At 56.9% G+C, this 25,980-nt stretch carries 33 protein-coding genes and 4 tRNA genes; 23 read left to right on the forward strand and 14 right to left on the reverse strand.

All coding sequences use genetic code 11. The annotated features are described in order from the left end of the window. The first annotated feature begins 45 nt into the window (after nucleotides 1–45). From J3P88_RS10105 to J3P88_RS10155, 11 genes are all read left to right on the forward strand, one after another. The gene (locus J3P88_RS10105) at nucleotides 46–669 is read left to right on the forward strand and encodes a phosphoribosylanthranilate isomerase (protein ID WP_434574975.1); all 624 of its coding nucleotides are present in this window, start codon (nucleotides 46–48) and stop codon (nucleotides 667–669) included. A gap of 265 nt (nucleotides 670–934) precedes the next feature. Then, nucleotides 935–1,855: an acetyl-CoA carboxylase, carboxyltransferase subunit beta gene (accD, locus tag J3P88_RS10110; protein ID WP_003179765.1), complete on the forward strand. Its 921-nt coding sequence runs from the start codon at nucleotides 935–937 to the stop codon at nucleotides 1,853–1,855. Then, a complete protein-coding gene (folC, locus tag J3P88_RS10115) occupies nucleotides 1,852–3,159 on the forward strand; it encodes a bifunctional tetrahydrofolate synthase/dihydrofolate synthase (protein ID WP_434574977.1) in 1,308 nt (435 codons plus the stop codon). Before accD ends, folC begins: the two co-directional genes overlap by 4 nt. After that, the gene (locus J3P88_RS10120; RefSeq protein ID WP_186707443.1) at nucleotides 3,143–3,814 is read left to right on the forward strand and encodes an SPOR domain-containing protein; all 672 of its coding nucleotides are present in this window, start codon (nucleotides 3,143–3,145) and stop codon (nucleotides 3,812–3,814) included. The genes folC and J3P88_RS10120 overlap by 17 nt, the downstream gene beginning before the upstream one ends. An 89-nt stretch (nucleotides 3,815–3,903) precedes the next feature. Further along, nucleotides 3,904–4,464, forward strand: coding sequence for a CvpA family protein (locus J3P88_RS10125; RefSeq protein WP_030142022.1), 561 nt, complete (start codon nucleotides 3,904–3,906; stop codon nucleotides 4,462–4,464). 40 nt (nucleotides 4,465–4,504) lie between these two features. Further along, nucleotides 4,505–6,010 (forward strand): amidophosphoribosyltransferase, encoded by a 1,506-nt coding sequence (gene purF / locus J3P88_RS10130; RefSeq protein ID WP_186707444.1) that lies wholly within the window; start codon nucleotides 4,505–4,507, stop codon nucleotides 6,008–6,010. 57 nt (nucleotides 6,011–6,067) lie between these two features. After that, nucleotides 6,068–7,279, forward strand: coding sequence for an O-succinylhomoserine sulfhydrylase (locus J3P88_RS10135; RefSeq protein WP_186707445.1), 1,212 nt, complete (start codon nucleotides 6,068–6,070; stop codon nucleotides 7,277–7,279). After that, complete coding sequence (locus J3P88_RS10140) at nucleotides 7,276–8,049, forward strand: SDR family oxidoreductase (protein WP_434574980.1); 774 nt, start codon at nucleotides 7,276–7,278, stop codon at nucleotides 8,047–8,049. The genes J3P88_RS10135 and J3P88_RS10140 overlap by 4 nt, the downstream gene beginning before the upstream one ends. 169 nt (nucleotides 8,050–8,218) lie before the next feature. Then, a tRNA-Val gene (locus tag J3P88_RS10145) sits at nucleotides 8,219–8,294 on the forward strand. A 58-nt stretch (nucleotides 8,295–8,352) separates the two neighbouring features. Continuing rightward, nucleotides 8,353–8,429 (forward strand) — tRNA-Asp (locus J3P88_RS10150). 89 nt (nucleotides 8,430–8,518) lie between these two features. Next, nucleotides 8,519–8,595: transfer RNA gene (locus tag J3P88_RS10155), tRNA-Asp, on the forward strand. A gap of 191 nt (nucleotides 8,596–8,786) precedes the next feature. Here the strand turns inward: J3P88_RS10155 and J3P88_RS10160 are convergent. Further along, nucleotides 8,787–10,070, reverse strand: a complete 1,284-nt coding sequence (locus tag J3P88_RS10160) for an NAD(P)/FAD-dependent oxidoreductase (RefSeq protein ID WP_186707447.1) — start codon at nucleotides 10,068–10,070, stop codon at nucleotides 8,787–8,789. Between the two features lie 183 nt (nucleotides 10,071–10,253). Here J3P88_RS10160 and J3P88_RS10165 point away from each other — a divergent pair. Then, nucleotides 10,254–10,330 (forward strand) — tRNA-Val (locus tag J3P88_RS10165). Between the two features lie 109 nt (nucleotides 10,331–10,439). Here the strand turns inward: J3P88_RS10165 and J3P88_RS10170 are convergent. From J3P88_RS10170 to J3P88_RS10190, 5 genes are all read right to left on the reverse strand, one after another. Continuing rightward, nucleotides 10,440–11,576: a tyrosine-type recombinase/integrase gene (locus J3P88_RS10170; RefSeq protein ID WP_434574982.1), complete on the reverse strand. Its 1,137-nt coding sequence runs from the start codon at nucleotides 11,574–11,576 to the stop codon at nucleotides 10,440–10,442. Then, complete coding sequence (locus J3P88_RS10175) at nucleotides 11,576–11,809, reverse strand: hypothetical protein (RefSeq protein ID WP_434574984.1); 234 nt, start codon at nucleotides 11,807–11,809, stop codon at nucleotides 11,576–11,578. Before J3P88_RS10175 ends, J3P88_RS10170 begins: the two co-directional genes overlap by 1 nt. Before the next feature lie 80 nt (nucleotides 11,810–11,889). Then, a complete protein-coding gene (locus tag J3P88_RS10180) occupies nucleotides 11,890–12,219 on the reverse strand; it encodes a hypothetical protein (RefSeq protein WP_434574986.1) in 330 nt (109 codons plus the stop codon). A 184-nt stretch (nucleotides 12,220–12,403) separates the two neighbouring features. Next, nucleotides 12,404–12,709: an Arc family DNA-binding protein gene (locus tag J3P88_RS10185; RefSeq protein WP_434574987.1), complete on the reverse strand. Its 306-nt coding sequence runs from the start codon at nucleotides 12,707–12,709 to the stop codon at nucleotides 12,404–12,406. Further along, nucleotides 12,706–12,948 carry a hypothetical protein gene (locus J3P88_RS10190; protein ID WP_434574989.1) on the reverse strand — a complete coding sequence of 81 codons (243 nt, stop codon included), beginning with the start codon at nucleotides 12,946–12,948 and terminating at the stop codon, nucleotides 12,706–12,708. Before J3P88_RS10190 ends, J3P88_RS10185 begins: the two co-directional genes overlap by 4 nt. A gap of 402 nt (nucleotides 12,949–13,350) precedes the next feature. On the opposite strand from J3P88_RS10190, the gene J3P88_RS10195 reads away from it, so the two are divergent. Continuing rightward, nucleotides 13,351–14,097: a HipA family kinase gene (locus J3P88_RS10195; RefSeq protein ID WP_434574991.1), complete on the forward strand. Its 747-nt coding sequence runs from the start codon at nucleotides 13,351–13,353 to the stop codon at nucleotides 14,095–14,097. After that, the gene (locus J3P88_RS10200; RefSeq protein ID WP_434574993.1) at nucleotides 14,094–14,927 is read left to right on the forward strand and encodes a DUF3037 domain-containing protein; all 834 of its coding nucleotides are present in this window, start codon (nucleotides 14,094–14,096) and stop codon (nucleotides 14,925–14,927) included. Before J3P88_RS10195 ends, J3P88_RS10200 begins: the two co-directional genes overlap by 4 nt. A 51-nt stretch (nucleotides 14,928–14,978) precedes the next feature. On the opposite strand, the gene J3P88_RS10205 is transcribed toward J3P88_RS10200, so the two are convergent. The 6 genes from J3P88_RS10205 to J3P88_RS10230 form a co-directional block, all read right to left on the reverse strand. Beyond that, on the reverse strand, nucleotides 14,979–15,572 hold the full coding sequence (locus J3P88_RS10205) for a hypothetical protein (protein ID WP_434574995.1): 594 nt from the start codon (nucleotides 15,570–15,572) through the stop codon (nucleotides 14,979–14,981). A gap of 414 nt (nucleotides 15,573–15,986) precedes the next feature. Further along, nucleotides 15,987–17,216: a hypothetical protein gene (locus J3P88_RS10210; RefSeq protein WP_434574997.1), complete on the reverse strand. Its 1,230-nt coding sequence runs from the start codon at nucleotides 17,214–17,216 to the stop codon at nucleotides 15,987–15,989. 286 nt (nucleotides 17,217–17,502) lie between these two features. Further along, nucleotides 17,503–18,165 carry a hypothetical protein gene (locus J3P88_RS10215; protein ID WP_434574999.1) on the reverse strand — a complete coding sequence of 221 codons (663 nt, stop codon included), beginning with the start codon at nucleotides 18,163–18,165 and terminating at the stop codon, nucleotides 17,503–17,505. 361 nt (nucleotides 18,166–18,526) lie between these two features. After that, entirely contained in the window at nucleotides 18,527–19,042 is a 516-nt protein-coding gene (locus J3P88_RS10220; RefSeq protein WP_434575001.1) for a hypothetical protein, read from the reverse strand. A 99-nt stretch (nucleotides 19,043–19,141) separates the two neighbouring features. Next, nucleotides 19,142–19,516, reverse strand: coding sequence for a hypothetical protein (locus tag J3P88_RS10225; protein ID WP_434575002.1), 375 nt, complete (start codon nucleotides 19,514–19,516; stop codon nucleotides 19,142–19,144). A 112-nt stretch (nucleotides 19,517–19,628) separates the two neighbouring features. After that, nucleotides 19,629–20,030, reverse strand: coding sequence for a hypothetical protein (locus tag J3P88_RS10230; protein WP_434575003.1), 402 nt, complete (start codon nucleotides 20,028–20,030; stop codon nucleotides 19,629–19,631). Nucleotides 20,031–20,157: 127 nt separating this feature from the next. Here J3P88_RS10230 and J3P88_RS10235 point away from each other — a divergent pair, with 127 nt between their 5' ends. Then, complete coding sequence (locus J3P88_RS10235; RefSeq protein ID WP_434575005.1) at nucleotides 20,158–20,802, forward strand: hypothetical protein; 645 nt, start codon at nucleotides 20,158–20,160, stop codon at nucleotides 20,800–20,802. A 106-nt stretch (nucleotides 20,803–20,908) separates the two neighbouring features. On the opposite strand, the gene J3P88_RS10240 is transcribed toward J3P88_RS10235, so the two are convergent. Beyond that, on the reverse strand, nucleotides 20,909–21,367 hold the full coding sequence (locus J3P88_RS10240; protein WP_434575007.1) for a helix-turn-helix transcriptional regulator: 459 nt from the start codon (nucleotides 21,365–21,367) through the stop codon (nucleotides 20,909–20,911). A 142-nt stretch (nucleotides 21,368–21,509) separates the two neighbouring features. Here J3P88_RS10240 and J3P88_RS10245 point away from each other — a divergent pair, with 142 nt between their 5' ends. The 3 genes from J3P88_RS10245 to J3P88_RS10255 all read left to right on the forward strand — a co-directional run bounded on the left by J3P88_RS10245 (nucleotide 21,510) and on the right by J3P88_RS10255 (nucleotide 22,897). Further along, nucleotides 21,510–21,671 (forward strand): Arc family DNA-binding protein, encoded by a 162-nt coding sequence (locus J3P88_RS10245; RefSeq protein WP_434575009.1) that lies wholly within the window; start codon nucleotides 21,510–21,512, stop codon nucleotides 21,669–21,671. A 66-nt stretch (nucleotides 21,672–21,737) separates the two neighbouring features. Continuing rightward, a complete protein-coding gene (locus J3P88_RS10250; protein ID WP_434575010.1) occupies nucleotides 21,738–22,049 on the forward strand; it encodes a DUF3077 domain-containing protein in 312 nt (103 codons plus the stop codon). Further along, on the forward strand, nucleotides 22,046–22,897 hold the full coding sequence (locus tag J3P88_RS10255) for a phage antirepressor KilAC domain-containing protein (protein WP_434575012.1): 852 nt from the start codon (nucleotides 22,046–22,048) through the stop codon (nucleotides 22,895–22,897). The genes J3P88_RS10250 and J3P88_RS10255 overlap by 4 nt, the downstream gene beginning before the upstream one ends. A 44-nt stretch (nucleotides 22,898–22,941) precedes the next feature. Here the strand turns inward: J3P88_RS10255 and J3P88_RS10260 are convergent, their stop codons facing one another. Further along, entirely contained in the window at nucleotides 22,942–23,367 is a 426-nt protein-coding gene (locus tag J3P88_RS10260; RefSeq protein WP_434575013.1) for a hypothetical protein, read from the reverse strand. A 99-nt stretch (nucleotides 23,368–23,466) separates the two neighbouring features. Here J3P88_RS10260 and J3P88_RS10265 point away from each other — a divergent pair, with 99 nt between their 5' ends. From J3P88_RS10265 to J3P88_RS10285, 5 genes are all read left to right on the forward strand, one after another. Then, the gene (locus J3P88_RS10265) at nucleotides 23,467–23,712 is read left to right on the forward strand and encodes a transcriptional regulator (protein ID WP_434575015.1); all 246 of its coding nucleotides are present in this window, start codon (nucleotides 23,467–23,469) and stop codon (nucleotides 23,710–23,712) included. Then, entirely contained in the window at nucleotides 23,636–24,202 is a 567-nt protein-coding gene (locus J3P88_RS10270; protein ID WP_434575016.1) for a phage regulatory CII family protein, read from the forward strand. The genes J3P88_RS10265 and J3P88_RS10270 overlap by 77 nt, the downstream gene beginning before the upstream one ends. Nucleotides 24,203–24,313: 111 nt before the next feature. After that, nucleotides 24,314–24,751, forward strand: a complete 438-nt coding sequence (locus J3P88_RS10275) for a hypothetical protein (RefSeq protein ID WP_434575018.1) — start codon at nucleotides 24,314–24,316, stop codon at nucleotides 24,749–24,751. After that, on the forward strand, nucleotides 24,748–25,221 hold the full coding sequence (locus J3P88_RS10280; RefSeq protein WP_434575020.1) for a hypothetical protein: 474 nt from the start codon (nucleotides 24,748–24,750) through the stop codon (nucleotides 25,219–25,221). The genes J3P88_RS10275 and J3P88_RS10280 overlap by 4 nt, the downstream gene beginning before the upstream one ends. Continuing rightward, complete coding sequence (locus tag J3P88_RS10285) at nucleotides 25,218–25,799, forward strand: hypothetical protein (RefSeq protein WP_434575022.1); 582 nt, start codon at nucleotides 25,218–25,220, stop codon at nucleotides 25,797–25,799. Before J3P88_RS10280 ends, J3P88_RS10285 begins: the two co-directional genes overlap by 4 nt. The last annotated feature ends 181 nt before the right edge of the window (nucleotides 25,800–25,980 follow it).

The following is a 25,980-nucleotide window of genomic DNA, read 5'->3' on the forward strand; positions in this document are numbered from 1 at the left end:
TTACCATCCGGGACTTTCAAGGATTTGCCCGAGGTTTTAGCCACCATGCCGGTCGTTCGCAGCAAGATTTGCGGGATCACTCGCGTCGAGGACGCGTTGGCGGCGGTCGAGGCCGGGGCCGATGCCATCGGGCTGGTGTTCTACGCCAAGAGCCCGCGGGCGGTGACGGTGCAGCAGGCGCGGGCGATCATCCAGGCCCTGCCACCGTTCGTGACCCCGGTAGGGTTGTTCGTCAATGCCAGTCGTTGCGAGCTGGGTGAGATCCTCGATGCGGTGCCGCTGGGCCTGTTGCAGTTCCATGGCGATGAAACCCCGGCCGATTGCGAAGGCTGGCATCGTCCGTACATCAAGGCGTTGCGGGTCAAGGCCGGTGACGACATCGCCGCCGCTTGCGAAGCCTTTGCCAGTGCCAGCGGCATCTTGCTGGACACCTATGTGGAAGGCGTGCCCGGCGGTACCGGCGAAGCCTTTGATTGGTCGCTGGTGCCACAAGGGCTGAGCAAGCCGATCATCCTGGCCGGTGGCTTGACGGCGGAAAACGTCGCCTCGGCCATTCGCCAGGTTCGTCCGTATGCGGTGGATGTGAGTGGCGGGGTGGAGCAGGGCAAGGGCATCAAGGATCCGGCAAAGGTTCGTGCATTCCTGGCTGCTGTTCGCAACAGCCAGTAGTCAATGTGACGGCTGGCAGACTGCCGCCGTCCATACCTGCACTGTACAAAGCAGGCAGGCACCGCCCTCGGGTGGGCCGATAGCGTAGGGGCAACCGCGGTGCAGCGGTTGCCGGGATGGCAGAGGAGGTTGGGCTGCAGGCAGGTCATGTTTCGCGCTGACCGTGGTGGCCGTTCGACCCTCGCCGCACAATGAATTTAGCTCAAGGGCATACGCGGGGCCGCGAACCAGAGCGTTCGGGCCGCCGGTACTGGAGAAAGAAAGCATGAGCAACTGGTTGGTAGACAAACTGATCCCTTCGATCATGCGTTCCGAGGTGAAGAAAAGCTCGGTGCCTGAAGGTCTGTGGCATAAATGTCCCTCCTGCGAGGCGGTGCTGTACCGTCCCGAGCTGGAAAAGACCCTGGACGTTTGCCCCAAGTGCAACCACCACATGCGCATCGGCGCGCGTGCCCGTATCGATATCTTCCTGGACGCGGAAGGCCGCGTGGAGCTGGGCGCCGACCTGGAGCCGGTGGATCGCCTGAAATTCCGTGACGGCAAGAAGTACAAGGATCGCCTGACCGCTGCCCAGAAGCAGACCGGTGAAAAAGACGCCCTGGTGTCCATGAGCGGCACCTTGCTGGGCATGCCGGTGGTGGTATCGGCTTTCGAGTTCTCCTTCATGGGCGGTTCCATGGGCGCCATCGTCGGCGAGCGTTTCGTTCGCGCCGCCAACCATGCCCTGGAAAACCGTTGCCCGATGATCTGCTTCGCCGCTTCCGGTGGTGCGCGGATGCAGGAAGCACTGATCTCCCTGATGCAAATGGCCAAGACCTCCGCGGTGCTGGCGCGTCTGCGTGAAGAAGGCATTCCGTTCATTTCGGTGCTGACCGACCCCGTCTACGGTGGTGTTTCCGCCAGTCTGGCGATGCTGGGCGACGTGATCGTCGGCGAGCCGAAAGCCCTGATCGGTTTTGCCGGGCCGCGTGTGATCGAGCAGACCGTGCGTGAAAAACTGCCGGAAGGCTTCCAGCGCAGTGAATTCCTGTTGGAGCACGGCGCCATTGACATGATCATCCATCGTCAGGAGCTGCGTCCGCGCCTGGGCAACTTGCTGGCGCAACTGATGGGGCTGCCGACGCCGAAGTTCGTCGCCGCGCCGATCGAGCCGATCGTCGTTCCGCCAGTGCCTGCCGGGCTATGACCCAACGCACCTTGGGCGACTGGCTTGCCTACCTCGAGCAGTTGCATCCAACAGCCATCGACATGGGGCTGGAGCGCTCGCGAACGGTAGCGTCCCGCATGGGACTGGCCAAGCCGGCACCCCGGGTGATCACCGTCACCGGCACCAATGGCAAAGGTTCGACCTGCGCCTTCGTGGCCTCGCTGCTGCGGGCCCAGGGGCTGAGCGTCGGTGTCTACAGCTCGCCACATCTGCTGCGCTACAACGAGCGGGTGCAGGTGAACGGCGTCGAAGCCACGGACGCCCAGCTGTGCGAAGCCTTTGCCGCGGTGGAAGCCGGGCGAGGCGATACAACCCTGACCTATTTCGAGATGGGCACCCTGGCGGCGTTCTGGTTGTTTGCCCGTGCCGGTCTCGATGCCGTGGTGCTGGAAGTCGGCCTGGGCGGGCGCCTGGACACGGTCAACCTGGTGGACGCCGACATCGCACTGGTCACCAGCATTGGCGTGGATCATGCCGATTACCTGGGCGATACCCGCGAATCCGTGGCCTTCGAGAAGGCCGGCATCTTTCGCCAGGGAGCGCCTGCACTCTGTGGCGATCTCAATCCTCCCCAGCCATTGCTGGACAAGGTCCGCGAGCTCAGTTGCCCGTTCTTTCTGCGTGGGCGGGATTTCGACCTGGCGATGACCGAACAGCATTGGCAGTGGCGCGGCACTGACCCGCGCGGCAATCCGGTGGAGTTACGCGATCTGCCACTGCTGGACCTGCCGATGGAAAACGCCGCGCTGGCGCTCCAGGCCTACCTGTTGCTCGGCTTGCCCTGGGAAGCCGGGCAAATTGTCCAGGCGTTGCAGGCGACCCGTGTGGTCGGGCGCCTTGATCGCCGTCAGTTCGATTGGCAAGGCAAGCGCCTGAACCTGTTGCTGGACGTCGGCCATAACCCCCATGCGGCGCAGTACCTGGCCGAGCGCCTGGCGCGACGGCCCGTGGCAGGGCGGCGCCTGGCGGTGTTCGGACTGCTGTCCGACAAGGATCTGGATGGCGTTGTCGAGGCGTTGAATGCTAGTGTCCAGCACTGGGCGGTGACGCCGCTGGATTCGCCGCGCACGCGTACGGCCGCTGAGTTGCACGGCGCTTTGCAGCGTCATGGCGCTCCAGTGCAAGCCTACGCCAGCGTAGCCGCCGCCCTGGAAGGGCAGTGTGCCCTGGCGACGGCCGATGATGAAATCCTGCTGTTCGGATCATTTTTTTGTGTTGCCGAGGCCCTTCAATGGTTGGCCCGGCGCTCCACGGAGGAAGCTGCAGATGGCATTGCTGGATAAGGCGTACAAGCAGCGCATGGTCGGGGCCCTGGTGTTGGTGGCCCTGGCGGTGATTTTCCTGCCGATGCTGTTTTCCCGTCAGGACGAGCAGCGCCAGGTCACGGTCGACGCGCCAGCCGCGCCCCAGGCGCCTTCGATGCCGCCCGTACAGGTCGAGCCCGTGGTCGTGCCTGAGCCCCAGGCGTTGCCTCAAGAGCCTGTGCCAAGCGACGAGGAACTGGCTGAGCAACCTGTTGTGCCTTCCACACCGATTGCACCTGCGCCTGCCACGCCGGCTCCCGCCGCGCCAAGCAAACCGTCTGTCGCACCCGTGCCTGTTCCGGCGACGCCGGCGGTCAAGCCGGCCCCGAGCCAGCCGATCACCGCTGCTCCGGCCAAGCCGGACACGACCCAGAGCCGTGTGGATGCCAATGGCCTGTCGGTCAGTTGGTCGGTACAACTGGCCAGCCTGACCAGTCGCGAAAGTGCCGAGAACCTGCAGAAAACCTTGCGCAGCCAGGGCTACAACGCCTATATCCGTTCCGCCGATGGCAAGAACCGGGTGTTCGTCGGTCCGCTGATCGAGCGCGCCGAGGCCGACCGCCTGCGTGACCTGCTCAGCCGCCAGCAGAACCTCAAGGGTTTCGTGGTGCGCTTCCAGCCAGAGCGCGGCTGACAGCGTTTTAGCTGATTTGAATCACGCAGCTTACCGACAGCCCTGCGCTCTGCTAAAATGCGCCGCCTTATCCGTCTGTAGGCTGCACCGTGCCATTTACCTGGGTTGACTGGGCGATCGTTGCGATCGTCGCCATCTCCGCATTGATCAGTCTGAGCCGCGGCTTCGTCAAGGAAGCCCTCTCGCTGCTGACCTGGATCATCGCGGGAGTCGTCGCCTGGATGTTTGGTGGTTCGCTGTCCCAGTACCTCGCCGGATACATCGAAACTCCCTCGGCCCGCGTGATCGCGGGCTGTGCCATCTTGTTTATCGCCACCTTGCTGGTGGGCGCAATGATCAATTATCTGATCGGCGAACTGATTCGCGTCACCGGGCTTTCCGGGACGGACCGGTTCCTGGGCATGGCCTTCGGCGCGGCGCGTGGCGCGTTGCTGGTGGTTGTGGCCGTCGGGCTCTTGAGCCTGGGGCCGGTACAGCAGGATACGTGGTGGCAGGAGTCCCGGCTCGTGCCACAATTTCTATTGGTCGCAGACTGGTCCAAAAACCTGATCCTGGGTTGGAGCAGTCAGTGGCTTGCCAGCGGTATCAGCGTACCCGCTGAAATACCGTTCAAGGAACACCTCTTGCCGACGGCCAAAACGCCGCAGTAAGTGTGTTCAGTTCAGATCCATTAAGTAGGGGTTGCGTCGCATGTGTGGCATCGTCGGTATCGTCGGTAAGTCGAACGTCAATCAGGCGCTGTATGACGCGCTAACCGTGCTCCAGCACCGCGGCCAGGACGCTGCCGGTATCGTGACCAGCCATGACGGCCGGTTATTCCTGCGCAAGGACAACGGCCTGGTGCGTGACGTGTTCCACCAGCGTCACATGCAGCGCCTGGTCGGCCACATGGGTATCGGCCACGTGCGCTATCCGACCGCGGGCAGCTCGACGTCGGCTGAAGCCCAGCCGTTTTACGTCAACTCGCCTTACGGCATCACCCTGGCGCACAACGGCAACCTGACCAACGTCGAGCAGCTGGCCAAGGAGATCTACGAGTCTGACTTGCGCCACGTCAACACCAGTTCCGACTCGGAAGTGATGCTCAACGTGTTCGCCCATGAGCTGGCCCAGCGCGGCAAGCTGCAGCCGACCGAAGAAGACGTGTTCGCCGCCGTGACCGACGTGCACAACCGTTGCGTGGGCGGCTACGCAGTCGTGGCGATGATCACCGGCTACGGCATCGTCGGTTTCCGCGATCCCCACGGCATCCGTCCGATCGTGTTCGGCCAGCGTCACACCGACGAAGGCGTCGAGTACATGATCGCCTCGGAAAGCGTGTCCCTGGACGTGCTGGGTTTCACCCTGATCCGCGACCTGGCCCCGGGCGAAGCGGTCTACATCACTGAAGATGGCAAGCTGCACACCCGTCAGTGCGCGACCAACCCGTCCCTGACCCCGTGCATCTTCGAACACGTCTACCTGGCGCGTCCGGACTCGATCATCGACGGCATCTCGGTCTACAAGGCGCGCCTGCGCATGGGCGAGAAGCTGGCCGACAAGATCCTGCGCGAGCGTCCGGAACACGACATCGACGTGGTCATCCCGATCCCGGACACCAGCCGCACCGCGGCCCTGGAACTGGCGAACCACCTGGGCGTCAAGTTCCGCGAAGGTTTCGTGAAGAACCGCTATATCGGCCGGACCTTCATCATGCCGGGCCAGGCCGCACGGAAAAAATCCGTACGCCAGAAGCTCAACGCCATCGAACTGGAATTCCGCGGCAAGAACGTGATGCTGGTGGATGACTCCATCGTCCGTGGCACCACCTGCAAGCAGATCATCCAGATGGCCCGTGAAGCCGGCGCCAAGAATGTGTATTTCTGCTCTGCGGCCCCGGCCGTGCGCTACCCGAACGTCTACGGCATCGACATGCCGAGTGCCCACGAGCTGATCGCGCATAACCGCACGACCCAGGACGTGGCCGACCTGATCGGCGCCGACTGGCTGATCTACCAGGACCTGCCGGACCTGATCGAAGCGGTGGGCGGCGGCAAGATCAAGATCGAGCAGTTCGATTGCGCGGTATTCGACGGCAAGTACGTCACCGGCGACATCGACGAGGTCTACCTGAACAGGATCGAGAACGCGCGTAACGATGCGTCCAAGGCCAAGACCCAGGCGGTCAGTGCGATCATCGATCTGTACAACAACTGAGTCACCAACCGGCCCCGAGGGGCCGGTTTGCGTTTAACCGATTACAGGAGTGGCAGCATGAGTCAGGATTGGGATGCCGGTCGGCTGGACAGCGACCTTGAAGGCGTAGCGTTCGATACCCTGGCGGTTCGCGCGGGTCAGCACCGTACACCGGAAGCCGAACATGGCGACCCGATGTTCTTTACCTCCAGCTACGTGTTCCGCACCGCCGCCGACGCCGCGGCGCGGTTTGCCGGCGAGGTGCCGGGCAACGTCTACTCGCGCTACACCAACCCGACCGTGCGTGCATTCGAAGAACGCATCGCCGCGTTGGAAGGCGCCGAGCAAGCCGTGGCGACCGCCACCGGCATGGCCGCGATCATGGCCGTGGTGATGAGCCTGTGCAGTGCCGGCGATCATGTGCTGGTATCGCGCAGCGTCTTCGGTTCGACCATCAGCCTGTTCGAAAAATACTTCAAGCGTTTCGGTGTGGAAGTCGACTACGTGCCCCTGGCGGACCTGTCCGCTTGGGATGCTGCCATCAAGGCCAATACCAAGCTGCTTTTCGTCGAGTCGCCTTCCAACCCCCTGGCCGAACTGGTGGACATCGCCGCATTGGCGGAGATCGCCCACGCCAAGGGCGCCATGCTGGTGGTCGATAACTGCTTCTGCACCCCGGCGCTGCAGCAACCGCTGAAGCTGGGCGCGGACGTGGTGGTGCATTCGGCAACCAAGTTCATCGACGGCCAGGGCCGTTGCATGGGTGGCGTGGTGGCCGGTCGTGGCGAGCAGATGAAAGAGGTGGTGGGCTTCTTGCGCACCGCTGGGCCGACCCTCAGCCCGTTCAACGCCTGGATCTTCCTCAAGGGCCTGGAAACCCTCGGCCTGCGCATGAAAGCCCATTGCGCCAACGCCCAGGCACTGGCCGAGTGGTTGGAGCAACAGGACGGCATCGAGAAGGTGCACTACGCCGGCCTCAAGAGCCATCCGCAACATGACCTGGCCTTGCGTCAGCAGCGCGGTTTTGGTGCGGTGGTGAGCTTCGAGGTCAAGGGCGGCAAGGAAGGCGCCTGGCGCTTCATCGACGCGACCCGGTTGATTTCCATCACCGCCAACCTGGGCGACAGCAAGACCACGATTACCCACCCGAGCACCACGTCCCACGGTCGCCTGTCGCCCCAGGAACGTGAATCGGCGGGTATTCGTGACAGCCTGATCCGCGTTGCGGTCGGCCTGGAAGACGTGGCGGACCTGCAAGTCGATCTGGCCCGCGGGTTGGCAGCCTTGTGATCGAGCTGGCTACGCCGCCGAGCGGCACTCATGGCCGGGTTGCACTGGTTACGGGCGCCGCACGGGGCATTGGCCTGGGCATTGCCGCCTGGCTTATTTGTGAAGGCTGGCAGGTGGTGCTGACGGATCTGGATCGCGAGCGCGGGTCCAGGGTGGCGAAGAGCCTGGGTGACAATGCCTGGTTCATTGCCATGGACGTGGCGGATGAAGGGCAGGTTGCCACCGGTATCGCCGAGGTGCTTGGACAGTTCGGGCGGCTGGACGCGCTGGTGTGCAACGCGGCAATCGCCGACCCGCACAACATCACCCTCGAAAGCCTGGACCTGGCTTATTGGAATCGGGTCCTGGCGGTGAACCTGGGTGGGCCGATGCTGCTGGCCAAGCACTGCGCACCGTACCTGCGCGCCCATAACGGCGCCATCGTCAACCTGGCCTCGACCCGCGCTGCGCAATCGGAACCCGACACCGAAGCCTATGCGGCGAGCAAGGGCGGCCTGTTGGCCCTGACTCATGCCCTGGCGATCAGCCTTGGGCCGGAGATCCGGGTCAACGCTGTCAGCCCCGGCTGGATCGATGCACGGGATCCGTCCCAACGTCGCGCGCAACCCCTGACCGACGCCGATCACGCCCAGCATCCTGCCGGCAGGGTCGGTACGGTAGAGGACGTAGCGGCGATGGTGGCGTGGCTGTTGTCGCGCAATGCCGGTTTTGTCACGGGGCAGGAGTTCGTGGTGGACGGTGGCATGACCAAGAAAATGATTTATGAGTGAGGGGCAGCTGCAAGCGGCAAGTTTTAAGCTGCAAGCAGCGTGGTGCGGGTCCGGTGCTTTTACTTGTAGCTTGGCGCTTGCCGCTTGAAACTGTTATTGAAAAAAATCCAACGCTGCTATTGACTTAGCTTCGGTACCTGCGTAAATTTCGCGGCCTCAACGAAGCAAAGGGTGATTAGCTCAGCTGGGAGAGCGTCTGCCTTACAAGCAGAATGTCGGCGGTTCGATCCCGTCATCACCCACCATGTTTTACGAGAGTTTTGCGAAAGCAAGACGGAAGCTGTCAAAAGCCTCCACCGACGCGCAGCGGTAGTTCAGTCGGTTAGAATACCGGCCTGTCACGCCGGGGGTCGCGGGTTCGAGTCCCGTCCGCTGCGCCATATTTTCCGAAGCAGGTTCGCCTGGTTCGAGATCCAGACCCAAGGGTTTTGATCAGACGAGTTAACTGGACGCAAGTCCATAGCGATACGCAGCGGTAGTTCAGTCGGTTAGAATACCGGCCTGTCACGCCGGGGGTCGCGGGTTCGAGTCCCGTCCGCTGCGCCATATCTGCTTCGAGGCCCACTGAACGCCTTGAAGCTAGGAAGAAAGCTGCAAAGCTCCTTCTAGTCGATAGCAAAGACCCTGGTCGAAAGACCGGGGTTTTTTGTTTTCGGGATTTGAAAGATTGGAACAAACCCCGTGGCGAGGGAGCTTGCTCCCGCTGGGCTGCGTAGCAGCCCTTGTTGTAGGTGGCCTCAGAACCCCAATTTATCCCGCAACCCGTAATACCAAGCCCCCAACGCCGCAAACGGCGTACGCAACAACTGACCGCCGGGGAAGGGGTAGTGGGGCAGGTCCGCAAACGCATCAAAACGCTCAGCCTGCCCACGCAGCGCCTCGGCCAGGACCTTGCCCGCCAAGTGCGTATACGTCACGCCGTGACCGCTGCAGCCCTGGGAATAATAAATGTTATCCCCCAGCCGCCCGACCTGCGGAAGACGCGACAGCGTCAGCAGGAAATTGCCGGTCCAGGCGTAATCGATCTTCACGTCCTTGAGCTGCGGGAACGCCTTGAGCATCTTCGGCCGAATGATCGCCTCAATGTTCGCCGGATCCCTCGCGCCATATACCACGCCACCACCGAAGATCAGACGCTTGTCGCCTGTCAGACGGTAGTAGTCGAGCAAGTAGTTGCAGTCTTCAACGCAATAATCCTGTGGTAACAGGCTACGAGCCAGCTCATCGCCCAACGGCTCGGTGGCGATCACCTGGGTACCACAAGGCATCGACTTGGCCGCCAACTCCGGCACCAGGTTGCCCAAGTAAGCGTTACCGGCCACGATAATGAACTTGGCCCTCACCTTGCCCTGCGGCGTATGCACAACCGGGCTGGCGCCACGCTCGATGCGCACCGCGGGCGATTGCTCATAAATCACCCCGCCCAGCGACTCCACCGCCGCCGCTTCGCCCAGCGCCAGGTTGAGCGGATGAATATGCCCGCCGCTCATATCGAGCATGCCGCCCACATACTCGTCGCAAGCCACCACCTCGCGAATGCGCCGCTGGTCCAGCAGTTCCAGCTGGGTATGACCGAAACGCTCCCATAAACGCTTCTGCGACTCCAGGTGGCCCATCTGTTTAGCGGTCAGGGCGGCGAATACACCGCCGTCCTTCAGATCACACTGAATCTGATACTTCGCCACCCGCTCGCGAATGATCCGTCCACCCTCAAACGCCATGTTGCCCAGCAACTGCGCCTGCTGAGGACCGACGCTGCGCTCGATCACATCAATGTCGCGGCTATAACTGTTGACGATCTGCCCGCCGTTGCGACCCGAAGCGCCAAAGCCAACCTTGGCCGCCTCAAGCACGGTGACCTTGAAACCGTTCTCCAGCAAAAACAGCGCAGAAGACAACCCCGTATACCCCGCACCGATCACGCACACATCGGTTTCGACATCGTCCTGCAGGGCAGGGCGCGACGGCGCCGGGTTGGCCGATGCGGCGTAATAGGACGCTGGGTAGGATGTGTTCGTCATTCTGGAACCTCTGTTTTATATTTTTTACGAATGCGACGATCCTACCCGAGATAAAAATCGGCCGCCAGCCACCCCCGATTCTTCGTTGCGGTAGGGAAATTAAATATTTTGCATATTCATAGGGTTAGGTGAAAAAAAGGTGTTGACACCCCTCCGGAATTCCGTAGAATGCCGCCTCACAGCAGGCACGTAGCTCAGTTGGTTAGAGCACCACCTTGACATGGTGGGGGTCGTTGGTTCGAGTCCAATCGCGCCTACCAAACAAAATCCGCTCTGCTGGGCGGTCTAGAAGGGCTCACCGAAAGGTGGGCCCTTTTTTGTTGTCTGCGATTTGTAAAACTTTTGCAAAACTTTTGCAAAACCCCCACCTCACAACGCCAATTCGGCTCCCACCTCGACGTACTCAATTGTCTTGTTGCCGTGCCCCTCCTGGTAGTGCCTGGTCATTTTCTCATCCGCATGGCCCAGCAGCGCCTGGATATACTCCTGTGGGAAATTCTGCTGCTCGTACAACCATGCGCCCAAAGCGCGGATCTCATGAAAAGTGGGGCGCTCGCCGGACGGCACATGGTCGTAGGCGTGTGCCGCGTCTCGGGCCTTGCTGAACTCCTTGGTCAGGTAGTCAGGCGTTACTGAGGTCCAATGGTCTTTCGCGTCGATCTGCTCGCGCCGGCGCGCCTTCGGCTTGTAGTGGATCAGGTAAGGCGAAGCCAGAGGCGAACGCAGGCACTCGCCAACCACCTCCCGGAGCGCGGCGCCCATCTTGATTTTCAGGTGGACGGGGTTGTCATAACCCTGGGTCTTGCCGGGCGATACCGTCAGAGTGTTTTTCTCCATGTCTGCAGCTGATTTCAGCCATGTCACGATATCTTCGCGCCGTTGTAGGCTGGTCAGCGCCAGGCGAATTGCTCGCTTCAGCCAGGGTGGCGTGGTCGCCGCGTCGATGATCGACTTCAACCCCTCCAGCGTGTGCCGCTGCCGCTTCTTCTCCGCCTCCTTTTTCACCAGAGTCAGCTCGGCGTTATTTCGCTCGGCCAGGCCCTTGGCCACGGCAAACGCGAATATCTGCACCCACAGCCCCCGGTGCTTGGTGTAGGCGTTGTTGCTGAACTGGTCCAGATACTCGGCCATAGCCAGCACGTCCATCTGCCCGATAAGCCTATCTCCAAGGTCCTGCCGGTAGCGCTCGATCTTGAATTTGATCTCTTCCAGGGTGCGAGCGGCGTAGCCCTTATCCACCAGCCATTCATCGTGGAAGCGCTGCAGCAGGTTGCTGACAGTCGGCAGGCGATCACCCGTAAGCAGGGTGAGCAGCGCGCCATCGTCCACAACGAGCGCCGCCAGTTTCAAATTTGCCGCCCGGGCTAGTTTTATTGCCTCCTCTATAGGGCGATTGATGCTCGTCATCAGTCCGGTGATTGGGTTGCGATACCGCCAATACTTCCCGTTGGGGTAGAGGTTTGGCGGTAACTTCCTGTTTTTCAGTGTGCGCGGCCGGGCAGCCATCAACCGATCTCCATCATCTGGGCCAGCAGCGGATCAGTAGAGCCCATCACTGCGGCCTGGACGTCCACAAAATACATCCCGCCTTTCACTTCTCCTGCCACTTCGCCTTCCTCAATCCATTTCTTTAGCTGCTGCACGCTAGGCTTTCCCCCGACGTAGCGCAGCTTCCTGTATTCGCTCACCTCCATGAGGCGGGGGAGCTTTATCGTAATTTGGGCAATGACTTTCGCCATGATGATGCTCCGGACCGTGCTCGGCTCTATCTTCGGATTTGTCTTGCGACACGTGTTCGATATTCGCGATTTGTGTCGCGTCATGGCCTATTCGTCACGCGAAGCGGGAACGCCTCACCTTCCCATTTACCCGGCTGACCGCGTATATCGCCGTACTGCCCGTATTGATGAGGCTTCTTGCTCAAGAACAGTTTCTCGCACGCCTCGAATCTGGCCCGATCAGTATCGAATGCAACGAGTTCCTGGCCCGCCGTCGAGCCGACCTGTATCCACCCCAGCTTGTCCCGCCCGTAGTTATCGGTCTTGAACAGGCGGTACCTGTTTCTGTGTCCGGTACTTGGAGAGGAGGATTCGGTGTTCAGGTAAAACGATGTGGCGCCCAAGCGGACGCGCAGGACTGTTTTAGCCATCTGATCGTCCCTCCGATTCAGCCGCCATGCGCAACTTGAGGTTGATCCCACATGCCTGGGCCAGCAGCATCAGCTCGCTGAGCGTTGTGCTGGGCTCTTGCATGGCCTGACCGAACCAGGCGGGAGCCGAGCTGGTTGAACTCGCTCTGAAGAGCAATCCGGCCGTCACTGGGTGTTGTGGCTGTCATGGCTGCGCCTCCGTTTCTTCGACGAAGGAGTCGACAGGGTTGGCTTTAATGGAAAGGTCGCGCGGATCTGTGCCGGGGTTGTTCCTTTCCTGTCCTGGAACGGCCCGCTCAAGTGCATCGGCCAGCGCATCCAGCATCAGCCCTTGGCGTCGATTGCAGTCAAGGTGGTTTCGGATTGCTTGGACAATCACGCTGTTCATGCTGCGGTCTTCGAACACAGCCAGTGCCTCGACATCGGCCCGCATATCGCCTGGTAGGCGCACCACAAATTTGTCGGCGGTGCGGGAGTCGTACCGCTTCATGGTTGTTTCTCCGTGTTTTTGGCTGAATGCCATTTGTTGAGGATGTGGATGACGACGCAGGTGGTGCAGATGAGCCACAGGACCGAGCCTGCGAACCCTACAAGTACGGCACTGGTGGACGGGCTGCTGACCATTTCCGGCGCAGCAAAGCCAAACCAGGCAACCGTGAGCGCGACGTAGAAGAACATGAACGTCAGCGCCTCAAACAGGCGCATCGCTGATAAGCGTTTAGGGGGCATCACTTTCTCCAGGCCGAACGAATCCCGGCCGCGTTATTGGCGTTTGCAAAAAGATGGATTGGTTTCTCGGTCGCCTGGGTGGCGAGGGAGTGGAATTAAAATTAGCAAAAGCTAAACAATAAATCAATACGTTTTGCTAAACATCGAAATGCTAATTTTCGTAGAAAGGCCAGAGCCTGCCTTCGGGCTCGTAGTGGCGAAGTAATGGTGATAGATTTCGGCAGCACGTGCTGGATGTCATATTTATTTCTGCCACGACGGAAGCTCGACGAGCCTCAGGAGCATCAAATAGCGTTCCTGAGGGCTCCGCGCTGGTAAGTGATGCATTCGCGCAGAGACAAGCTGGTGCCGGGTCTCAGCTATGTGTCCTTCAACATTAAATTCGCTTCGCAGGGATTGCTTATGCCGGAACGTGTTACAGCAAAAGAAATCATAAGGCAGAGCAGTCAGGGTATTTCAGTTCAGCCATTTCTCATCCGGGCTGATGACAATCAAACCTATTTCGTAAAGGGGCTTTCCCGGGCCCTCGGAGCTGGCCTCGTTTCCGAGGCGTTGGCTGCGGAGCTCGGTGCGCATCTCGATCTGCCGATACCCCCATGGCGAGTCGTCGATATCCCTCAGGAGCTGATCGATTTCAGTGTTATGGACAATGTCAGAGATCTGGAGGGAGGCCCTGCATTCGGGTCCCTCCAAGTAGAAAATGCCTCAGACCTCTTGTGGGCAAAGGTGCCTGATATCCCAGCAGAAATTAAGAAACGTGTCTTGCTTTTTGACTGGTGGATAGGAAATGGTGATCGAGGTCTTGGTCCTATGGGTGGTAATGTAAATTTGATCCTTGATCAATCGGGGGCGCTACAGGTCATAGACCATAACGTGGCCTTCGACAGCAGTCTCACGGCTGAGGAGTTTAGGATGTACCACGTCTTCCGGGACCAGCTAAGCGCCCAGACAGGGGAACTGCTCGCTCGTCTGGAATATTTGCCTATGCTTGACGCAGCTATGGCTGACTGGGGTAGGATCACGTCCCTTTTGCCAGAAGAATGGGTAAGGCGTGACTCGGGTCACGGTGATGAAACTGAGCCGACCCTCGAGCAGAGGCTTCAACTACTGGAAAGGTTCAAGGAAGATCAGTTCTGGGGGCAGCTATGAAATATATTTGTAATTATTCGATCTTGAGATTCCTCCCCTATCCTGAAACCGGGGAGTTTGTGAACATTGGCGTTGTGCTATTGGCGAACAATGGCGAGTTTCATTACAAAATTGAGCCGACCCGTAAGCGCGTGACTCAATTTTTCAAAACTCTTGACCACAAGGTCTATATCCGAGCTCGTGACGAAGTACAGGATGAGTTTAAAAGGCTTGCGGAATTTTTTTACGGACATCGTGGCGAGGTCCCGCTGCTCGCTAGTACCTTCAAACATCTCATTCACCCACGTGAAACGATGATGCGTTTTAGCAAGCCAGGCTCTGTCGCAACCGATGATGTTCTTGGTGTTGTTCAGGAGCTGTATGACCATTATGTCAACCATAGCTTCGCAAACAAAGAGTACCAAGAGCGGGTTCTTGAACGACAGTTGGGGAACCTTCTGGCTATGTCCAATCTCAAGCAGCGATACAAGGAGCAACGCTTGGGAACAAAGGATTACGAGGTTCGCTTCCCGTTTGTTGTCTTGGATGACGGCGACGCAGCCCAAGCGATAAAGCCCCTTTATCTAGGGCAAGCTGAACCTTCCAAAATCCTGGATCATGGGGATGCTTGGGTGGCTAAGGTAAAAAGACTTATCAAGGCAGATCACTTAGCAAAGGATACGTTATTTATCGTAGAGCCGCCTGAGAGTGGTAATCCTAAGCTGCAAGGTGCCTACGGTGAGGTTGTTGGAGCTTTAATTGAGTTCCAGGGCGTGAGAGTTGTCAGCAATCGCGAATCTAACGCCGAAATCGTCCACGAGATAAAACGCGGCTTACCTACAGTGCATTGAGTTAAGCCCGGCCCAGCGCCGGGCTTCTTGTATCTGCCCCTCCAGCCCGGCTTATAGACTTCTCGGATCAACCCCGACCGATCTGAGCGATTGAGAAAGCGACTCATCCAGAACCACTTCTTCGGCCGGGGACGCGACCTGATCGAAACCAACCGTCCTAAATCTTAAAACTCGGCCAGTAAGCATCTGTTTGAGAATCGCCTTGGCTTTGTCCCCTCCGGCTACTGTGTAACCGCCCATTATTTTGTGTACATTCAGGCCCTGCGCCTGGGCCTGCTTTGTGACCTCAGGACTCAGCCCCAACAACAACTCCCAGGATGGGAGCGCCAAGATTATAGGGGTCTCCTGCGATGAAATCGTCCATGCCTCGTTCTGATCAATCCAGATTTGAGCTGTCACAATTGGAATCCGAATATCGCTATTGGACATCAATCCGACGTATATCTCTTCGCCTTCTTTACGCACAACTGGATATAGTTTCGAAGGACTAATAAGGATCGAGTTGCCCGCGGTGTAATCTCCAGAAGTGACCATCATGCTGGTTCTTTGAGTGAGCGCATCAGTTGCGCTTGAGATCTTCCAGGCTGGCCCCGCGCACCCGCTCAGCATAGCAACCGCAATCGCAACAACCGCAGTCCGTTTCATACCTGCTCCCTTCCGAATGATGACAGGCTTTACCAGAGCTCTCTCTGGCTGCGGCTGCCAGGTTCCGATTGTATCGCAATAGTGGCGGCGAGCCACTAATGGTAAAGCGCGGGCTTTTTTGTGCCTGTCAGAAAGGCGCTGCCTCCTCCACCCTTTCGATAACCTCAACCGGCCGATCCTCTTCAGCGCACGCCTACCACCTCAACGTCACCGACTCATCGTCGTTGAACGTTATGTCTATTCCGTCCGTCTCGGATGCTGCATTGAGATAACCGCACTGTCGCTGCCGCGATTATTGTTTTCATCGCTCAGTCCAGTCGCGGAATACAACAGGTGCCATCATGCATCGAACCCGACATTGGCCGAGCTTTTCATATCTCGATTTACGTCTTTTTCATCCTTGAATAGCTGATTTTAGGATGATGGGAGGAGGGCGATCAGTTCATCCAAGGTAGCGATGTCTGCTTCCAGATAAGAAGCTCCAGAGTATGTCAAAGCGAGCTGATAACCCCTCACCTCCACGATGTCCACCAGCCCAAACAGAGAGAGTAAATCGATTCCTTCTGCTCGACCTATCTCTGGGGCTGCGAAGTCATCCTCATCGGCAAACTGAGCTGCTAGCTCTTGAGCTTCATCGCAGGACCCAAGCAGCTCAATGCCGGTCGAAGGCCAGTGGATGGAAGACCCGGAGTAGGCGATGGTATCGGGCTGTCCGGAGGTCATGAGGTAGTAAGCGTGTTTGCCTTCAAGGGCGTTGCGGTCCGGGTGTTCTGGGCCGCGACGGATTACCCAGGCGCCGTTTGGCCCTCTGGCGCTGATATGGGGTATCAAGAGCAGTTGGCGTACCCAAGGCGTATTCTCAAAGAATCTTATCGGGATCGCGGGGCGGCCCAGGTGTACTTCGGAACTGCCGCATCTGAATTTTGCTCGGTGGCTGTCCGCAGAGGACCAAGAACCGAACGGCTCCTGTTCTCTCATCAGCTTGACAATCGCCGGGACCAGTTCCTGTGATTTACGTCCTATTATCGATGTACACCGCCTGAAGTACGCTATGTCTTCCGCGGTGTCATCGGGTGGTATCGGGGCAAGCAGCTCGCTCCCAATTTCTATAAATTCCCATTCCCAAAGACCGTCGCGTTGCATATCCACCGCAGCGTGATATTCGTCATTGCAGGTACGCAGCTGTTCGTCCCGGAGCGGGATGGCATCCGTTTCGCGTGCTGCTCTGCCTGCGTTGGGATCTGGTTTGATCGACGCAAGAGCTCCTTTCCAATCGCATCCAACGCCGGACCAGATCAGGATTGCCTCGGAGAACGGTACACCTGAGGCGTTCTCGGTTGGATCACCTGGGTAGTAGCGAACGAGTGAGGGGGCGCCGAAGAACGACCTGGCCCAAACCCTTGTTGAGGGTAGGGCCCCTTTGGTTTGCACGCCTATAACCATGTCCAGATCGCCACAGGTCATCGCACCGCGGGCATAGGATCCCACGACCCACATCGAGGTGATTGTGATCTCGCCAGTGAACTCGCCATAGATGTCTTGGTGCGTGATGGTGCGGACAAAGAACTCATCAAGCCTCTGGCACATTCGGATCAGCTTCTTGGTAAATGATTCTCGGGGATACCGTTTCTCAGATGCGGACATGCTCTGGTCTCAGCAGGTAGGCGGGAGACCGAACGTATCACTCCTGACATTCAAATCACCATTAGCAACCAGTACATGAGAGTTGCAGCATGGCGGGTACGGCTTAGCGGTCGATATCTAGTGTGGTAGGAGCCGCCAAACCGTCTACGAGATAACTGGTCGCCACCACCGGTCAGCGGAACTGGACGAGCAGCTCATGACTGATACAAAGCAGCAACTTCCGCACGCAGCGCCAAAAGCGGGACGGTCTAGGCAGCCCCGAAGAGCAATTATTCGAATCAGGCGCCTAACTCTTAAGTTCCCTCTTTAGTGCATAGAGAGATTCCATTTCTGCTAAGCGACCTTTTACGAAGTTCGTGTAATGCCCCCTAAAGTCTTCTCTCTCGTCTCTCGCGACCAAGGTTCTTGATATTCGATCTGGATCAAGTAGCTCAGCTGCAACTTCCGCAAAAGAGGATTCCAGTGACAAAGCGTTGGAAGATGTGTAACTTCGATTATAGGCTGTCCGGTACAGGTCAAATAGCATGCGATCAATATAGGGTAAGAGCATCGGTTTAAGCGAATCAATCGCGCCGATACGCTTTGCCTCAGAGACAATGTCCCAAAAATCCTTATCAATCGCTAAATGACCAACATCGTATGATATTTGTTGATCCAAGTAATCTCTTGAGCGCAGCATCAATCGCAATACTTCCGCCTGGGTTTTTTTTAGCACCTCAATGGACTTTAAAGCGTCGTTTTTAACTTCTCTCAACTTAACGACATTACCAGCTACAGAGAATTCTTGAATTTCTGGTGCAAATGCAACGACCCCACCGATTAAGGTGAAGGCTACTACGAACGATACAAACTCTGTGCCTGAGAGATTTTTCTCTAGCAGCAACCACAGCCCTAAACCCGAAGCTGAAAAGAACATTACAAAACCCACCCCACCCAACAATTTCCGCATGTGTCACCTCCCCAAGACGATCGGGGAACTATAGCCTGGGGAAGGTCAATATGTCCGCATAATTCAGAAAAATACCCCTTCGGTTTCACCACCTGTCGAGGATTCGACCTTAACCCTGAGTGTGAAAAATTTCTGGTTGGCTCATTCAGCGGCGGCATACGTAGCAATCTAGTAATAGAGACAAGCAAAGACGGTAACTTGAAGATTGGCAGCCTTGGGAGAGGTGTCCAAGATACGCCTCAGGCCCGTTCAACTGATCCACTGGAAAATGCTTCAGATTCGCCGAGCCATCATGAAAAGGGCCATCGATTTCAGGCTTTCTTGTCGATTCACTCGATGAGGAGGCGACTCGTCCCGATCGTTAGTTGATAACGAAAGGGCTATTTATATGGATTATCAGAAGGGCATTCATGCGATTCTGTATGTCTTGGTCTGCCGCCACCGAACTCGCCCAATTATCCACGGCATCAGCCATCTCGCTACAAAAAATATCTACTTGTAGCTGTAGAGTTCGATCGATCATGTTTCGATGAACCTCCCAGCCAGGAGGCGGCGTTGAAACGAAGTGGAAGTCATTCAGTGCCTGGCGAGCCCGCTGAGCAGTGATATTCGCGCCACCTTCGTGAAGATAGCTGCATCTAAGTGCATAGCAATCTCCGCCGGATAAAAAAACTGTCGGCCCGCCTTCTGGCATATCGACTGTGTACAATGGCTCCATCCAATGTTTAAACCATTTCGTATATCTCTTTTCGCTGCTTTTTTCATATGGCTCAACTATACGAGCGCACACATCAGGAAGCGTGAGTGCAGAAGAAAGCGCGACATACCAGTCGCCATGAGCAATGGCTGATCGCAGACTTTTTGTAAATCGGTCCATCTTCTATCTCCTTGATCCGGCTTTATGCCGGGCCATCAATCAATAGCCCATAAACTCGAATCACGCCAACCGGCAAGACGTCCCGATTGGTATTGGCACTCAATTAGATTTAGTGAAGATCGCCTTCAGCCGCTTCTCCGCGGTTTCCCTGCTCAATTCGTGTTCAGCTTCGTCAAGACGAGCGTTGTAGTCCGCAAGCAGTTGCTCCGTTACCTTCGATGATTTTTCGGCCTGAAGCGCTCGGTAGAGCGCGAGCCCGCCGACCCCAATCATCACCGCCCAGTGCCAGCGCAACCCCTCCATGAGCACCCCCATCGCACCCGTGGCGCCGACGAAGCAAAGGGCCATGCATAGCAATATCTTCGCTTTGCCGATCCATGACCTGCGGGCATCAATCGATGAATGCAAAGCCGCGACAAAAGTCTTCAGCTCATTGATTTCTGCTTCAAGCCTGCGAGCTTTCGCCTCATCCATTTGCATATACATCCATAAAAAATACGCAGTTTTTAATCGCGCCTAGGCCCGAGGTTGCCGTTCGGCTTGCGGTTGATGCGGTCTCACCCGATTGACGCGCTATCTGATCGCCTCAGGACATGCTCGGGCATTTGTAGAGGTTGATCGCTGAGCTATCGAGGCGGGACCCAAGCACATACAGCGTTTGGACCTGATTCTTCTGCGCGATAAAGCCCTCGCAGGAGAAGCCGCACGACACGTTCGCCGTGAAGCAAATGTTCTGCATGCTGAATTTGTATAGGTCATGCGGCCAGGTCAGGCAGTCATATTTGCCACTGACGGGGCAGTGCACCTGTTCGAGTTCGCCGGACGCCACAATCGTCGACCCCGTGAGGCGGTCAACATCCCCGTATCCCCACGCCACCTGGCTCAGCCCAGTAACGAACAGCAGAAATACCCAGCGCATCGCGGTCATCATCTTTCCATGATTCAGGTGGTAGGGTGTCGACGCTAGCAACGCCGAGCTCAGGTTCAACGGGCGTCACCACGACCGTTCGGATTGTGTGCCTAGACAGGCCCTTCGACTATTACATTTTGCTAACTGGCGATAGACTGGATGCTATTGCGCGCTCCCGTAATAGGCGAAATGGAGGAAAAGGCGAATGAGCGAGAATTTTGCGAAAATTCGTGAGCTGTTTATCAGCGCAGCAGAGGATTTTACCGATGCATCTAAGGAATATGATTTCCTTAGTGATGACTTTTTAAGGGTTCAAAATGAGGTTGTCGGATTACTTGCAATGATCTCAGCTGTGGGTTTGTCGCGTAAATTTAAATCGGAGGAGGAGCTTTTTAATCTAGCTTTAGATCTCGGTGGATTTGTTCTTGGCCCCTTGAATAAAATTCAGGAACACTTGATTGACGTTTCAGATCGACGTCCGGAAGCCGTGGAAGATTTCACCGAGTTTATGTTTAGCATTGCGCAGTTGTTTTTTATACCCTCTCGAAATCTCAAAAGCCGTTATAGATCAGAAAGTGCTGCATTTAGCTCGTCGCTTGCGGTTGTCAACGAGATAAAAGATGCTGTTAAAGAGAGAGCTAGGGTTATCGCAAACGAGAAATGGAAATCAGATGCGACAAAAAAAGAATATCCCCGTCTTTCGGATATGGCTGTGTACGTTAGGACTCGGTTAGAAACTGAAGGGTGGGCTGAGGATATGCCCAAAACTATCGAAACGGTTAAGGGCTGGCTAAGGCCGATCGCCCCTGCATACGCAAAGCAGCCCGGGCGCTCACCTAAATCATCTTGAGCGCTACGCTTAAGGGGTTTTACGCTTGAGTAAACCCCCGTCAACGTTACGTACGTTATGTTTTTCTCTGCATTTTTTTCGAGTCAAATGCACGCTCATACTTTGACTAAGAGTTAGGAGCGTTTCCGATTTCCTGTTCGCCGTCGTCGTCAAGAGCGTCAATTCGATCCAGTAGGCCTGGTGCTTCTGTGTCGATCATCTTGCGCATCTCAGGATCTTTGGAGTGCTCCCTCAAACCGAACATGGTTAGCTTACGCACCAACTCTTCAGTGGATATTCCGAGACTAGCCGCTGTGGAGTCGAGGAATTGCGCTTCTTCAGAGGAAAATTCAATTTCAATTTCGTGAGTGGTTTTCCGCAGCTCCGGCATCAAATCATACGCATCCATTTTGAGGACGCGGGCCAGTTTCAGCGCCCCGCCGAGACGTGGTTTAGATCGACCAGCCTCATATCGTACGATTTGAGGGAGGCTGATACCGCTCTTCTCCGAGAGTTCTTTTTGAGTCAATCCTGCTTCAGATCTGGCCCATAAAAGGCGCTCAGAGAAGGGTCTGGAGTCGGTCATCAGAAATAGCTGCCCTTTCGAATATACGGTTTCATATCACTATACCAGACAAGAAATGATCTCCTATGATCGGTATTGACAGGTGATCACAAGAGGTATCAAATGATCACAAGTGATTATCTCGGCTAAGCCCGGAGGCAAAGTGAAGCAAGAGAAAAGTCCGCTGTTGATCCGATTACCGGCGCAGCTCAGAGAGTGGTTGGACGCGCAGTCGGCGGTAAACGGGAGGTCAACGAACGGGGAGGTGGTTTTCCGCCTAAGAAAAATGATGGAGCAGGAGTTAGATGAAAACCAACGGGCATGAAAAAGCCCCAAGCGCGCCAACGCTTGAGGCCATGAAGCAGAACGTCAATCTACTAGGAAAAACGTCATGGATAAGCATACCGAAGTAAACGAAAAACTCAATGCTGGCGCTGTTAAAGGGCCCGTAACAGAGGAGCTTCTTTTCGGCTTCTGCAATATCGAACGGCAGGGGCTGTTTGCCGTTCGGCCTGGCATTCCCGCCGAGGACGCGCTTGATGAGGTGATTTGCATTCTGGCGGAGGTGAGATCTTCGCTGGAAGGAGCAGGCACAGGGCAGGAGGGCATTTCGCCAAGCCAGACTTGGGGTCTGTTTCGATCGTTGGGAATGGCGATGGCCATCGTGGAATCCACAAACCTGGGCTTGGAGAAATTCTCATGAATATCTTATCCAGCGAACCAGGCCTGCGAGCAGGTGTCGCGACACAATTTGTCGAATCGCCAAACGTGTCGCGCGCTGAAATTGTCAGTCTTGTAGATGGCGAAGCGGTGACCTCCACTCTCGCTATCGCAGCCGGGTGCGAAGTCGACCATGCCAGTGTCATGAAGCTGGTGCGTACCTACCGGGCTGATCTTGAGGAGTTTGGCCCTTTCGGATTTGAAATCCAGAAGGGTTCCTCTCTTCCCCAGGGCGGCTTCGCTAAGGCAACCGAGTACGCAGTGCTCAATGAGCAGCAGTCCACACTGCTCCTTACCTATATGCGCAACAGTGCGATCGTCCGCGACTTCAAAAAACGGTTGGTCAAAGGGTTTTGGCGGATGGCGCACGCCAAGCCCGCCTTCGACATCGCCAGCCTCAACGACCCGAAAGTCCTCCTGGCCCTGCTAACCGACAACGTGCGCAAGGTCGTCACCTTGGAGGCCGACAACACCGAATTGACCAAAGAGAACCATCTCTTGGAAGTGAAGGTGGAGCAAGACGCTCCCAAGGTGGCCTTTCACGACATGGTCACGGTATCCCACAAGAGATACAACGCCGCCCAGGCCGCGAAGATCATCGGTACCGGCCGCACCAGATTGCTGCAGTTTATGAGGCAGAAGGGGTGGGTGACCAGGACCAACGAGCCGTACCAGGCGAAGATTGAGGCCGGCCTGCTCGATGTGAAACTGGGCACTTTCGAACATCCAATAGACGGCATCGTCCCAACGTGCTCGACGCTGATCACTGGCAAGGGGCTGACCAAGCTTCAGGCGATGTGGCAGAACAGGGGAGAGGATTTGCTGACATAGCAGTGAACAGAGCCCGGCCTAGCGCCGGGCTCTTTTCATCTGGCTCAAGGCTTTTCGGCGTTGGCCTTCTCAAGCAGAGCGGCGATGCCCTCCAGGAGCACGAGGTCCGACTCCTTCAGCCTTCCCTTCGCAGCGGCCCTGGCCAGCTTCTCGATGACTGCGATCGCCTTGGGCGAAGCGCTTTGTTGCATTGCCTGATAGGCCGGTGACTGGTCACGCACAACATCCTGGCGAGTGAACTCACCTTCAATGACGTTCGAACCGTACCCACCCGGGTTGACCAGAACGCCTGGCGCAAGCCCGATCTTTTTCTCGAGGTTGAGCGCCGCTTTCTCGCCCAAGCCTCGATGCCCGTTGAGGATCTGGGACAAATAGGAAGCGTCCAGATCGTGCTGGTCGGCGAATTCTTTCTGACTGATTTGGCCGATTACACGCCGCAGCGCTTCGACCCGAAGGGTTTTCATGTCCATCAGCGAATAGTGTCCGTGCATTAGCAATCTGTAAATTATAAAATGCTATTGCTATTTAATTTAGCAATATGTAATGTGGAGTCTCTTAGGAGGAAAACCATGACGCTAATTGAACACATGCGCTCCCTGGACGCTGTTTCGCTGGACTCCCTGGCTAAGCGTTGCGACACCAGCGTGGGCCAACTCAGACAGGTCGCTCTCGGCTTTCGCCGTGCCAACCCCGCCCTTGCTATCAAGCTTGAGCGCGAGACGAAGAGGGTGGTGGTCTGTGAAGACCTTCGACCGGATATCGATTGGGCGTACCTGCGTAATTCATCCGCTAGCTCCGAGCAATCTGTCGCCTGATCCGATGAGCAAAGTTTCGCTCATCGCCAGGATGTACGGCCACGACAACCGCCAAGAGATTTCCCGAATGGAACAAGTACATCGCGCGATTCATGAGGCAGTGCTCGATGCTGGGCCAAAACAACTGGCTCACCTGATGGGGATGAGCCACACCGCGCTGCTCAACCGCAGCAACCCAAACGACGATTCGCATCGGCTGAACCTGGAGCAGTTTTTACAAATATTGGTGCATAGCAAGAACCCCGAACCGCTGCAGCTTCTGGCGAATGCCTTGGGCTATGCACTGGTGCCGCGGGTTAAGCCTGACGGGGTCAACCTGGTTCAAGCGTTGGTGCACTTGGCGGCCGAGTCAGGCGATGTCTCTCGTGTTGTGCACGACGCTGTGGCAGATGGCCGAGTAACGCAAATCGAGAAGGCAGGAATTCAACGAGAAATCGGCCATGTTCGGCAGAGCTTGCTGGTGCTGGAGGAGTCGGTGAAAGCGGCTTGAGCAGCCGGCGAATGAATTTTGCCTGGTGCAGAAAGCAATAAACCCGGCGGGAACCGGGTTCATCAATCGTCCTGTGCGACCAGGACAACACATCTCAAAGAGGTACTAATCATGGCACATGCAATCCGTAATGAACAAGCCCGTTCGAATGCGAGCGTCTTCGGGACGCTGCAGGCTCAAGCGTATCCGATTGATGAAGTGGGCTTCGATATAGGGTGCATCGGTTTCTGCATCGAAGGTTTTCATCGTGAGCGCGGTATCAAGCGCTTTATGACTCATGAAATGGCGCGAACTGACGCAGAAATGGCTCTGGAGTTCCTGACTCCCGAAGTCCCAGAGGCAGAGCTGTCCCTTTCCGCGAAAGGATTTTTCAGCCAGGAAGTACCTGAGTTTGAAAGGACTGCCTCGATTATGCGTGCCATCGTTAGGTCGGCCAAATATGAGGCGCGGCCGGGCCGTTTCATTCTTGAGGCGGTGGGTTGGTACGGCCAAGCTGCCAAAGAGATGGCTCAGCCGATTTGGATGCCTACCTGGAGGGCCGAACAATGAATATCGCCCTCAAACACGACTTTCAGGTAGCAGAGCCAAGGGCATGCTTGGTGGGTTGCCCGAAATTTTACTTGATCGAGGTCTTCGACGGCCGCGGCTCCTATGGTTTCGGCTTTGGGCTGACAGATGAGCAAGTAGCTCGCGATCTATTCGAAATTTTTGGAAGGGATCTGCTGGGCAGAGTTTCGAAGCTCTACACATTGGAGGAACCTCCGAGGGAAGCGCGGGGCGAGGAAAACCTTCGTCGTTTTTCAGCCCAAACTCAGCGAATCAAGTCGCTGTTGAACCGCTGTATTGATGAGCCTTCACCTGGTCGCGCCTTCCTGGTTGCCTTCGTTCAAGCGCATAGAGCATCAATGCCGCTCAGCCATGTCGCGTCCATGTTGGAACACGCCAAATACGAACCAGATTTCGATGAATTCACTTTCATCCCCCTGCATCAGTCAGCTATCGGGCGGGCTTACCCATGAGCGATATTCACCAAGAGATGCCAGTTACTGTCATCGACGAAGCCCACTTCGAAAATTACTCCGATGCAGCCCTGTTGCTGAAGTGCTTCGAGGTCGTCAAGGACGCCCTGGATGTTATCGACGAGCCTGAATATTCCATTGAAAAGGAGGATGAAACGCACATTGATCTGTATCGCGCCTATTACGCACTCATGGTGCTGTTCAGGCGCAGGACCGGCCACGATGCGAGGGAAGTTGCTCAAGATCACTGGGAGGCAATGACCCGACACCTGCTGGCGGGTGAGCCGCGCCCTGAAAACAAAATCCCCGTCGTCGTGTACCCGGTCGAGTGCCTGCCTGATGAAGCGTTCGAAGGCCTGACTGACCAACAGCTGGCTTGCGCAGCGTTCAACTACAGCGATCGCGTTCGAATCTTGATCATGGACCACTCCCCGCAGGCCTTGGCGCTGGATGAGGCTCGCACTTTTTCAATTGATGCCACAACCGCTCTGCGCAAACTTGTGCTGCGTCTGTTTGGTGGCTCTGTGGAGTCCATGGGCGCCCGGATTAGTCGCAAACCAGGGGAGACTCTGCAGTGAATACGCGCCCGAGAACGTTATCTGCCGAGAAGGGGCCTGCGTCGGTAATTGCCGGTCCGTGGCCCAGCTATGCCTCGTTCAGCACTCTTCCAGAGCGAGAGCGCTGGGTGCTGTATGGCAGCGCCAAAGCGTACCGTGAAGCGCTTGAAAGCCAAGGCCTGATCATGGCAGAGGAATACGA

This window comes from Pseudomonas sp. Z3-6 (assembly GCF_051131985.1).
In the GTDB taxonomy this organism is placed as follows: domain Bacteria; phylum Pseudomonadota; class Gammaproteobacteria; order Pseudomonadales; family Pseudomonadaceae; genus Aquipseudomonas; species Aquipseudomonas zanjanensis.